The following is a 10,378-nucleotide window of genomic DNA, read 5'->3' as shown; positions in this document are numbered from 1 at the left end:
GTGCCTGATTGCGCTGATTTTTGTGGCCATCAACCTGGTCGTCGACCTGCTGTATTTCGCAGTGGACCCCCGGCTTCGCGTCGGCAATGCCGCGGGCCACTGATGGCGCAGGCCGCACCCCTTTATTTCATTTTTTACACCCGCAAGTCCCCATCCCTTTCACAAGGAGTTCCTGATGAAATTCAAGTCCAATCTGCTTTCAGCCGCTGTGCTGTGCGGCCTCACGGCCACAAGTTTTATCGCTTCGGCGCAAACCCTGCGAGTCGCCAACCAGGGCGATTCTTTGTCGATGGATCCGCACTCGCTGAACGAATCGCTTCAGCTCAGCGTGACGGGCAATGCCTATGAAGGCCTGGTCATCCGCAACAAGGACCTGAGCCTGGCGCCTGGCCTGGCGACCTCGTGGAAACAGACATCACCTTCCGTATGGCGCTTCGAACTGCGCAAGGGCGTGCAGTTTCACGACGGCACGCCGTTCACCGCCGATGACGTGGTGTTCAGCTTTAACCGCACCCAGGCCGACGGCTCGGACATGAAGAGCTACACCAACGACTTCAAGGAAGTGCGCAAGATCAACGACCATGTGGTTGAGATCGAAACCAAAACACCCTTTCCCATCTTGCCCGACGTGATCACGCTGGTTTACATCATGAGCAAGAAATGGTGCGAAACCAACCAGGCGACCAAACCGGTGGACCGCCGTAAAGGCATTGAAAACGCCGCGTCCTTCCGTGCCAACGGCACCGGCCCTTACCGGGTACGGGAGCGTCAACCCAATGTGCGCACCACCTTTGTCCGCAACGGCACCTACTGGGGCAAGATTGAAGGCAACGTTCAGGAGGTGGTCTTCACCCCCATCGGCAACGACGCCACGCGCGTGGCAGCCTTGCTGTCCGGTGAAGTCGACGTGATGGAGCCCGTGCCGGTGCAGGATATTGACCGTGTCAACAGCAACGCCGCAACCCGTGTTCTGGCCGGACCAGAGCTGCGCACCATTTTCCTGGGCATGGACCAAAAGCGCGACGAACTCCTGTATTCCAGCGTGAAGGGCAAAAACCCGTTCAAGGACAAGCGCGTGCGCCAGGCCTTCTATCAGGCCATCGACATCGAAAGCATCAAGAAAACCGTGATGCGCGGCGGCTCCAACCCGACAGCGCTGCTGATTGGCCCCGGTATCAACGGCTTCCAGGCCGACCAGAACAAGCGCTTGCCCTACGACCCTGAAGCCGCCAAAAAACTGATGGCAGATGCCGGCTATGCGAGTGGTTTTGAAGTGTCCATGAACTGTCCGAATGACCGTTATGTGAACGACAGCCGGATTTGCCAGGCTGTGGCAGCCAATCTTTCACGCATCAACGTCAAGATCAACCTCCAGGCTGAAACCAAAGGMACCTATTTCCCCAAGATTTTGCGTCGCGACACCAGCTTTTACATGCTGGGCTGGACACCCGGCACTTATGACGCCCACAACGCCATGAATGCCCTGGTCGCCTGTGTCGACGACAAGGGCGCTGGCCAGTTCAATCTGGGCGCATATTGCAATCCGAAGTTTGACGAACTGACCAGGAAGGTCCAATCCGAAACCGACAAGACCAAGCGCAATGCGATGATCAAGGAAGCGTTCGACATCCACGGGGCCGACATCGGCCACATACCGCTGCACCAGCAGTCGCTGGCCTGGGGCATGAACAAGAAGGTGGAACTGGTCCAGATGGCCGACAACTTCATGTTCTTCAAGTGGATAACTGTGAAGAAGTAAACACCCCCCTGTTGCCTTTTCGCTGCGCGTAGCGGCCTCTCCCCTGCAGGGGACAACAGCAGCGGCATGGCAAGCCGGTTCCGCGCTGAAGGTAACCTCCCCCCTGTTGCCTTTTCGCTTCGCGTAACGGCCTCTCCCCTGCAGGGGACAACAGCGGCGGCCCGGCAAAGCCGGCTCCGCGCTGTTGCTGGCACAGGACTCGCTTTACTCGACCCTAGTTAATACGGACTACGCATTCTTTTGATGACAAAAACTCTTGCGCGCTGGTTTGACAGCGATGTGGTCCACAGTTTTCGCACCTCGCCGGTTGCGATGCTTGCGGCGGCCATTGCGCTGGTCTGCGTTTTCTGTTCGGTGTTTGCCGGCTGGGTGGCCCCGCATGACCCGTTCAACCTCAGCACACTGGAGCTCAGCGATGCGCGCCTGCCCCCGGCCTGGAGCGCGCAGGGCAGTTCGAAATACCTGCTGGGCACCGATGACCAGGGGCGGGACATTTTATCGGCGCTGATGTATGGCGCGCGCATTTCACTGATAGTGGGCGTGGCCTCTGTCATCCTCTCCATGCTGGCTGGCGTGTCGCTGGGCTTGCTCGCGGGCTTTCGCGGCGGCTGGATCGACGCGGCCCTGATGCGCGTATGCGATGTGATGTCATCTTTTCCGCCAATCCTGGTCGCGCTGCTGATCGCCGGTGTGGGCCGCGCGGTGTTTCCTGACGCGAGTCAGCTCCTCGCCATGGGCGTGCTGATTCTGTCGATCTCGATGGGGCAGGCGGGCTGGGTGCAATACGCGCGCACGGTACGCGGATCAACCATGGTGGAACGCAGCAAGGAATATGTACAGGCCGCACGCGTCACCGGTGTCTCGCCGTTGCGCATCATGCGGCGCCATGTGCTGCCCAATGTGATGGGGCCTGTACTGGTGCTTGCCACCATCCAGGTGGCGACCGCCATCATCACCGAAGCCACGCTGTCCTTCCTGGGCGTGGGCGCGCCGCCCACCTCACCCTCGCTGGGTACGTTGATCCGTGTCGGCAACGACTACCTGTTCTCGGGCGAGTGGTGGATCACCGTGTTCCCGGGCCTGATGCTGGTGTTGATTGCGCTGAGCGTGAATCTGCTCGGTGACTGGTTGCGTGATGCCCTCAATCCCCGTCTAAGGTAGGCCGAAAAATGAATGCCCCCACGCTTGTCATTACGTGTACTAAGCTGCCCCCCGAGGGAGCGCATTTTTCCTTGGGGCGGCCCGGCGGAAAAACCTTACTCATCGCTCACTTCGTGAGCTGAACCGTCAATGAGTCTTTTACAAATCAAGAACCTGGTGGTCGAGTTTCCCGGCCGGCGTGGCACGCTGCGTGCGCTGGACGACATCTCGTTTGACATCGCCCCTGGCGAAATCCTTGGCGTGGTCGGTGAATCGGGCGCGGGCAAGTCGCTGACCGGGGCGGCCATCATCGGCCTGCTGGAGCCGCCCGGGCGCGTGGCGGGCGGCCAGATCCTGCTCGAGGGCGAGCGCATCGACAACCTGCCCCACGAACGCATGCGTCACATCCGGGGGCGCAAGATAGGCGCGATCTTCCAGGATCCGCTGACCTCGCTGAATCCGCTCTACACCATAGGCCGGCAATTGGTGGAAACCATCCAGGCTCATTTGCCCGTCAGCACGCAGGAAGCCCGGGCGCGCGCCATCGAACTGCTGGATGACACCGGCATTCCCGCAGCCGCCCAGCGCATAGACCACTACCCGCATCAGTTCTCGGGCGGTATGCGCCAGCGCGTGGTAATCGCCCTGGCGCTGGCGGCCGAGCCCAAGCTCATCGTGGCCGACGAACCGACCACCGCGCTTGACGTATCGATCCAGGCACAAATCATCACCCTGCTCAAAAATATCTGCCGGCAGCGCGGCGCCGCCGTCATGCTGATCACCCACGACATGGGCGTGATCGCCGAAACCTGTGACCGTGTGGCCGTGATGTATGCCGGGCGGATCGCCGAGATAGGCCCAGTGCACCAGGTGATCAACCACCCCTCGCATCCCTACACGGCGGGCCTGATGGCCGCGATTCCCGACATTACCGTGGAGCGTGAGCGCCTGTATCAGATCGACGGCGCCATGCCGCGCCTGAACGCCATCCCACAGGGATGCGCCTTCAATCCGCGCTGCCCCAAGGCCTTTGAACGCTGCCGCCAGGACAGGCCGGACCTGATGCCGGCCGGCGCCACGCGGGCGGCGTGCTGGTTGCATGACGCGCATGCGGGGGTGGCCGCATGAGCGACATCCTGAATGCCGAAGTATTGCAAAACGCAGCAAAGGTTGGGGAACCGCTGGTCCAGGCGCACGACCTGGCCAAGACTTTCGATGTGTCGCCGCCCTGGCTCAACCGCGTGCTGGAGCGCAAGCCCCGCCTGCTGCTCAAGGCCGTCGACGGCGTAAGCTTCGACATCGAGAGAGGCAAGACGCTGGCACTGGTCGGCGAATCGGGCTGCGGCAAAAGCACCGTCGCCCGCCTGCTAGTGGGTCTCTATGAGCCGACGCGCGGTGGATTGACCTTTGACGGCCAGGATGCGCATTCCGCTTTCAAGACACCCCAGGGCCGGCAATTGCGCAGGCGCATCCAGATGATTTTTCAGGACCCCTATGCCAGCCTGAACCCGCGCTGGACGGTGGAGGACATCATCGCAGAACCGTTGCACGAGCACGGCATCCTGAGTGACAGCGCAGCACTCAAGGAACGCGTGGACGAACTGCTGAGGTCGGTGGGCCTGTCTGCGCTGGACAAGCCCAAGTATCCACATCAATTCTCGGGTGGGCAGCGCCAGCGCATATCGATCGCGCGCGCACTGGCCACGGAGCCCGAGTTCCTGGTCTGCGACGAACCGACCTCGGCGCTGGACGTGAGCGTGCAGGCGCAGGTGCTCAACATCATGAAGGACCTGCAACGAAAGCGCGGCCTGACTTACCTCTTCATCTCGCACAACCTCGCAGTGGTGCGCCACGTCAGCGACCACGTCGGCGTGATGTACCTGGGCCGCGTCGTGGAACTGGCCGACAAGCACAGCCTGTTCGGCACACCGCGCCATCCCTACACACGCATGCTGCTGGATGCCATCCCCAAGATGCACGACACCGGCCGCGCCCGCACCCCTGTGTCGGGCGAAGTGCCCAATCCGCTGAACCCGCCCACCGGCTGCACCTTCCACCCACGTTGCCCGCATGCCAACGAGCGTTGCCGCAGCGAACGGCCGGAGTTTCTGCAGCTCGAAGGCGTTCGTGTGGCCTGCCATGCGGTTGAAGAGGGCCGAATTTAGGGAACAAATACCAGGAACCCAGGCACGGCCATGCAAAGCGGAACCGGCTTGGTTAATATGTACTCTCAGGGGACACCGCCATGAAAATCATTGAATCCATCCTGGCCGGGGCGGCCGACATCGCTGCCGTGCGCCGCGACATCCACGCCCATCCCGAACTGTGCTTCCAGGAAGTACGCACTGCCGACGTGGTCGCGCAAAAGCTCGAATCCTGGGGCATCCCGATTCACCGCGGCATGGGCACCACCGGCGTGGTGGGTATCGTGCACGGCCGCGACGGCGGCGCTTGTGGCCGGGCCGTGGGGCTGCGCGCCGACACGGACGCGCTGCCCATGCAGGAGTTCAACAAATTCCCCCATGCCAGCACGCGGCAGGGCAAGATGCACGCCTGCGGCCATGATGGCCACACCGCGATGCTGCTGGCCGCGGCACGCCACCTCTCGCAGAACCGAGACTTTGACGGCACGGTCTACCTGATCTTCCAGCCGGCCGAGGAAGGCGGCGGCGGCGCGCGCGAGATGATCAAGGACGGCCTCTTTGAAAAATTCCCCGTCGAAGCGGTCTTTGGCATGCACAACTGGCCGGGCGCGCCTGTCGGCACTTTCGCGGTCAGCGCGGGGCCAGTGATGGCATCAAGCAACGAGTTCAAGATCACCATACGCGGCAAGGGCAGCCACGCCGCGATGCCGCACTTCGGCATCGACCCTGTGCCTATCGCCTGCCAGATGGTGCAGGGCTTCCAGACCATCATCAGCCGCAACAAAAAACCGGTTGATGCGGGCGTCATCTCGGTGACCATGATTCACGCCGGAGAAGCGACCAACGTGGTGCCAGACTTCTGCGAGTTGCAGGGCACAGTGCGCACGTTCAGCATTGAAGTGCTGGACATGATTGAAAAGCGCATGAAGGAAGTGGCCGAACACACCTGTGCCGCGTTTGAAGCACGCTGCGAATTCGAGTTCACGCGCAACTACCCGCCCACGGTCAACAGCGCCGCCGAGGCCGACTTCGCACGCCGGGTGATGAGCGACATCGTGGGGCCGGCCAACGTGCTGCCGCAGGAGCCCACCATGGGCGCCGAAGACTTCGCCTACATGCTGCAAGCCAAACCCGGCGCCTACTGTTTCATTTCCAACGGAGACGGCGCGCACCGCGACATGGGCCACGGCGAAGGGCCCTGCACGCTGCACAACCCGAGCTACGACTTCAACGACGACCTGATCCCCCTGGGTGGCACCTACTGGGTCCAGCTGGCTACGCGCTGGCTGGGCACGGTTCCTGAGGTGCGCCCCTGACAACGCCAACAACACCATGAACACACACGCGGCTTTTTCAGCCAGTTATGCGGCTGCGCGCGCCAAATTCCTCGAGGCGGCTCGCGCCGCCGGCATGGCGCTTCGCGCCTATGAACACCCGCTGAAGGGCCGCGACGGCGAAACCCTCGCGATGGATGTGGCCCTGGACGGCTCACCTGACGCAAACAAGCTCTTTATCGTCAGCAGCGCTTGCCACGGCGTGGAAGGCTACTGTGGCTCGGGTGTGCAGGTGTATGCCGCACAGGACGCCGAATGGCGCGCCAAGGCCCGCGCGGGCGGTGTGGCAGTGCTCTACATTCACGCGATCAATCCCCACGGCTTTTCCCATGCACGGCGCACCACGCACGAAAACGTGGACTTGAACCGCAACTTCCATGACTTCGGCCAGCCCTTGCCTGTCAATGAGGCTTACCGCGAGCTCCACGATTTGCTGCTACCCGCGCGGTGGCCCCCTACAAGCGAAAACCAGGCCGCCATTGCGGCCTACATTGACACCCGTGGTGTGGCACGTTACCAGGCGGCCGTGTCGCAAGGCCAGCACGAATACGCCGATGGCATGTTTTTCGGCGGGACGGAGCCAACGTGGAGCAATCGCACCTTGCGCGAAGTGCTGCAAACATTCGGGCAACGGGCTAAACGCATCGCCTGGATGGACCTGCACACAGGACTGGGCCCCAGCGGGATTGGTGAGCGCATTTTTGCCTGCGACAACGATCCCATAGCCCTGGCACGCGCGCGCGCCTGGTGGGACGGCGGCGGCGCCACCCCCGTCACCTCGTTCTACGACGGCTCCTCCAGCTCGGCGCACCTGACGGGTTTGATGTGGGCGTCGGTTCCCGACGAATGCCCACAGGCCGAATACACCGGCATGGCCATGGAATACGGTACGGTGCCCATTCTGGACGTCATTGCCGCCCTGCGTGCCGATCACTGGCTGCACAAGCATCCTGAGATGCCCGCGGAGCAACAGGCGACGATCAAGCGGCAGATGATGAACGCGTTTTATGTCGACACGGACGAATGGCGCTCGCAAATCTTGGCTCAGGCGCGCCAGGCCATGTTCCAGACCGTGAGCGGACTGAACACCCCCTGAACCAGGGCCGCATAATGACTCGGGTGCAGCCATTGCAGCAGCCCTCTTTTCAACCCGAGCACGAAAGCCGCGCCATGCCGTCCGACGCCGATCTGCAACTCCAGCTCAAGCAGCTGCAACAGCAATATCAGGGGTTAGAGGCCGACTACCGGAATTTGCAGCTTGAAAAGCAAAAGCAGGAGACATCCGCCAACCTGTGGCTGGAACAGCGAACCCGCGAACTTCAGGTCGAAGCGCTGGAGCAAAAAAAAGCCGAAACCCTGCAACGGGTTTTTTACCGCATTGCCGAGCGTGCAGCAGCAGATCTCTCTTTCTACGATTTCCTGCAGTCGGTTCACGGCTTGCTGGGAGAGCTGCTGTATGCCAAAAATTGCTATGTGTGTCTGTACGACGCGCAGAAACACCGAAAGGATTTCCCCTATTACGTGGACGAGCGCGATGGCGATGCGCTGCAACTGAGCAATGTGCCGTACCGCAGGGGTCTGACCGAATTCGTCCTGAGTACCGGTAAGCCGCAAATTATTGACGCCATGCGCCTGAAGGTACTGGAAGCCGCCGGTGATGTGACGGAAGGCAGTGGCGACATGACTTTCAGTTCCTGGCTGGGCGTGCCCATGCACATACGCGGCACCATAGGCGGCGTACTCGCAGTGCAGGGCTATGAACCGGGCGTGGCCTACAGCGACACCGATGCCGACATCCTGTCCTTTGTCGCCAACCACGTCAGCAGTGCGATTGAACGCTATCAGGCGCTGGATGAATTGCGTAAATCGGAAGAGCGCTACCGCACGGTGATTGAAAACGTCGGTGTCGGCGTGGTGGTTGTGCAGGACGGCCGCATGGTATTTGCCAACCCCAGCCTGGAGCRCATCGTGGGCCATCCGCGGGAGTACCTGCTGTCCCAGCCCTACACCGCGACCGTCCACCCCGACGACCTGCCGGTGATGCGCGAGCGCCACGAGCGTCGCCTGCGGGGCGACGAGGTCGACTCGATGTACGGTTTTCGCGTGATCACCCAGGCTGGCGAAGTTCGTTCGCTGGAGCTCTCCGCCGTGCAGATCGAATGGGGCAAGCGCGAGGCGACCCTGATCTTCGTGGTAGATGCGACGGCCCGCTTGCAGGCCGAACTGACGCAGCGCCAGACCCTGCAGCGGCAAACCGAGCTCAATGACATGAAGTCGCGCTTCATCTCGGTGGCGTCGCATGAATTCCGCACGCCGCTGGCCTTTATCCTGTCGTCCGCCGAACTCCTCAAGCACTACGGCGACCGCCTGCCCGAGCCCGAAAAAGCCGACGTCATCGCCACCATAGAAACCGGCGTACAACGCATGACCCAGATGCTGGACCGCGTGCTGCTGCTGGGCAAGGTGGAGGCCCAAATGCTGGCGTTCCAGCCGGCAGAGATCAATCTGCAACTGCTTTGCCAGAACCTGGTGGAAGATGCGCGCATCCAGTATTCAGAGGCGGGCTGCGAGCTGATCCTGGAATTCGGGGCCCGGCCGGAGATCGGGATTTTTGATGAAAAGCTGCTGCGCCATATCTTCGGCAACCTGCTGTCCAACGCCATCAAGTATTCGCCGCAAGGCGGAAAAGTCTCTTTTCGCGTGTTTTCGTTGGAGGGACGTGTGGCCTTTGAGGTGGCGGACCAGGGCATAGGCATTCCGGCCGAAGAGCTTCCCCACCTTTTCGAATGGTTCCACCGGGCCAGCAATGTCGGCGAAATCCAGGGCACGGGCCTGRGGCTGGCCATCGTCAAAAATTCGGTCGACCTGCACGGCGGCCACATCAACGTAACCAGCGTCGTGGGCCAGGGCACGCGCTTTACCGTCACGATTTGAGTCGCGGAACCTGGCCAAACCAGCCAGCGCATCGGGCAGATTGGGGAAACCGGGGTAAGGCTATAAGATGGATACCAGCCCGGCACTGCGACAGAGCCTGCCGGGTAGCTCAGGGAAATCAGCCCCGCCCACGATGAAATGCGGGGACTTCAATGCGAAAGAAAAATGGCGCGCATTCTGGTGATTGAAGATGAATCCCATATCCGGGACAACCTGCTGCGCTTTGTCCGGCTGGAGGGCCACGAAGGCCTGGCAGCGGCAGACGGCCATGCCGGCCTGCAAGTGGCCAGAGAGCAGCAGCCGGACCTGATTTTTTGCGATGTGATGATGCCGCTGATGAACGGCATGGAGGTTCTGGCCGCGCTGCAATCGGAACCTGCCCTCAAGCAGGTGCCCTTTGTGTTCCTGTCGGCCAGCGCGGAGTCAGAGCGGCTGGAGGAAGCCTTGCGCCTGGGTGCCAGCGGCTACGTGACCAAGCCCTTTAATTTCGCGCAGCTGCACGCGGTGCTCAAGCAGCACTTGYCCAAATAAGGCCTCAGCGTTATAGGCCCAGCGCCTTCCAGCCCGTGTGGCCCAGCTTTTCGAGCGTCTGGATGTTCTGCTCAAAGATAGCCTCAGCCTCGGGAAACGCCTCCACGGCCCGTTCCACGCTTTCCTCGCGCAGCAAATGCAGGATGGCAAAGGGTGCGCGGTTCGTGTAGTTGCCAATGTCGCCGGGCTCGGTGCCATCGAACTGGAACTGCGGGTGAAAGCTGGCCAGCTGGATCACACCTTCGAGGCCATGCTCATCCACCACGCCTTCGGCGATTTCCAGGAAATCGTTGAAGTCCAGGAAGTCGTCAAACAGCGTGGGGTGAATCAGCAGCGTGGTGTCGACCTCTTCGGCCGGCGTCGCCGCCAGCAGATCCAGTTCGCGGTCCAGTTCTTCGAGCAGGCCGTCCGCATGGCGGGCCCGGCTCACCACCAGGCGCACCTGGTTCTTGACATAGACCGCCTTGGCGAACGGGCACAGGTTGAGCCCGATCACGGCTTTTTCGAGCCACAAGCGGGTTTTGTCCAGAACCTCC

9 protein-coding genes and 1 pseudogene are annotated in these 10,378 nt (G+C 61.7%); 9 read left to right on the top strand and 1 reads right to left on the bottom strand.

Annotation, left to right across the window (positions count from 1 at the left end; all coding sequences use genetic code 11):
* The 9 genes and pseudogenes from AC1D1X_RS07845 to AC1D1X_RS07805 form a co-directional block, all read left to right on the top strand.
* A pseudogene (locus AC1D1X_RS07845) lies at positions 1–103 on the top strand (ABC transporter permease); the annotation flags it as partial.
* A 72-nt stretch (positions 104–175) separates the two neighbouring features.
* Positions 176–1,759 carry an ABC transporter substrate-binding protein gene (locus AC1D1X_RS07840; protein WP_477671435.1) on the top strand — a complete coding sequence of 528 codons (1,584 nt, stop codon included), beginning with the start codon at positions 176–178 and terminating at the stop codon, positions 1,757–1,759.
* Between the two features lie 243 nt (positions 1,760–2,002).
* Entirely contained in the window at positions 2,003–2,920 is a 918-nt protein-coding gene (locus tag AC1D1X_RS07835) for an ABC transporter permease (protein WP_477671434.1), read from the top strand.
* Between the two features lie 129 nt (positions 2,921–3,049).
* On the top strand, positions 3,050–4,027 hold the full coding sequence (locus tag AC1D1X_RS07830) for an ABC transporter ATP-binding protein (RefSeq protein ID WP_477671433.1): 978 nt from the start codon (positions 3,050–3,052) through the stop codon (positions 4,025–4,027).
* Positions 4,024–5,064 (top strand): ABC transporter ATP-binding protein, encoded by a 1,041-nt coding sequence (locus AC1D1X_RS07825; protein WP_477671432.1) that lies wholly within the window; start codon positions 4,024–4,026, stop codon positions 5,062–5,064. Before AC1D1X_RS07830 ends, AC1D1X_RS07825 begins: the two co-directional genes overlap by 4 nt.
* Positions 5,065–5,144: 80 nt before the next feature.
* Positions 5,145–6,359 carry a M20 aminoacylase family protein gene (locus tag AC1D1X_RS07820; RefSeq protein ID WP_477671431.1) on the top strand — a complete coding sequence of 405 codons (1,215 nt, stop codon included), beginning with the start codon at positions 5,145–5,147 and terminating at the stop codon, positions 6,357–6,359.
* A 16-nt stretch (positions 6,360–6,375) separates the two neighbouring features.
* Complete coding sequence (locus AC1D1X_RS07815) at positions 6,376–7,473, top strand: M14 family metallopeptidase (protein WP_477671430.1); 1,098 nt, start codon at positions 6,376–6,378, stop codon at positions 7,471–7,473.
* 14 nt (positions 7,474–7,487) lie between these two features.
* The gene (locus AC1D1X_RS07810; protein ID WP_477698089.1) at positions 7,488–9,311 is read left to right on the top strand and encodes a sensor histidine kinase; all 1,824 of its coding nucleotides are present in this window, start codon (positions 7,488–7,490) and stop codon (positions 9,309–9,311) included.
* Between the two features lie 165 nt (positions 9,312–9,476).
* A complete protein-coding gene (locus AC1D1X_RS07805; protein ID WP_477698088.1) occupies positions 9,477–9,842 on the top strand; it encodes a response regulator transcription factor in 366 nt (121 codons plus the stop codon).
* Positions 9,843–9,852: 10 nt separating this feature from the next.
* Here the strand turns inward: AC1D1X_RS07805 and AC1D1X_RS07800 are convergent.
* Positions 9,853–10,378, bottom strand: a 526-nt coding sequence (locus AC1D1X_RS07800; protein WP_477698087.1) for a DUF1415 domain-containing protein, incomplete at its 5' end; no start/stop codon positions are given.

This window comes from Polaromonas sp. P1_G4 (assembly GCF_056405475.1).
Note: the sequence above shows the minus strand (reverse complement) of the source record. Positions and strands in the feature narration are given on the sequence as shown.

What these genes read in the sequence shown, in the direction of transcription:
- AC1D1X_RS07835 (WP_477671434.1), top strand. Translation starts at nt 2,003, where the DNA reads ATGACAAAAACTCTTGCGCGCTGGTTTGACAGCGATGTGGTCCACAGT.
- AC1D1X_RS07830 (WP_477671433.1), top strand. Translation starts at nt 3,050, where the DNA reads ATGAGTCTTTTACAAATCAAGAACCTGGTGGTCGAGTTTCCCGGCCGG.
- AC1D1X_RS07825 (WP_477671432.1), top strand. Translation starts at nt 4,024, where the DNA reads ATGAGCGACATCCTGAATGCCGAAGTATTGCAAAACGCAGCAAAGGTT.
- AC1D1X_RS07820 (WP_477671431.1), top strand. Translation starts at nt 5,145, where the DNA reads ATGAAAATCATTGAATCCATCCTGGCCGGGGCGGCCGACATCGCTGCC.
- AC1D1X_RS07815 (WP_477671430.1), top strand. Translation starts at nt 6,376, where the DNA reads ATGAACACACACGCGGCTTTTTCAGCCAGTTATGCGGCTGCGCGCGCC.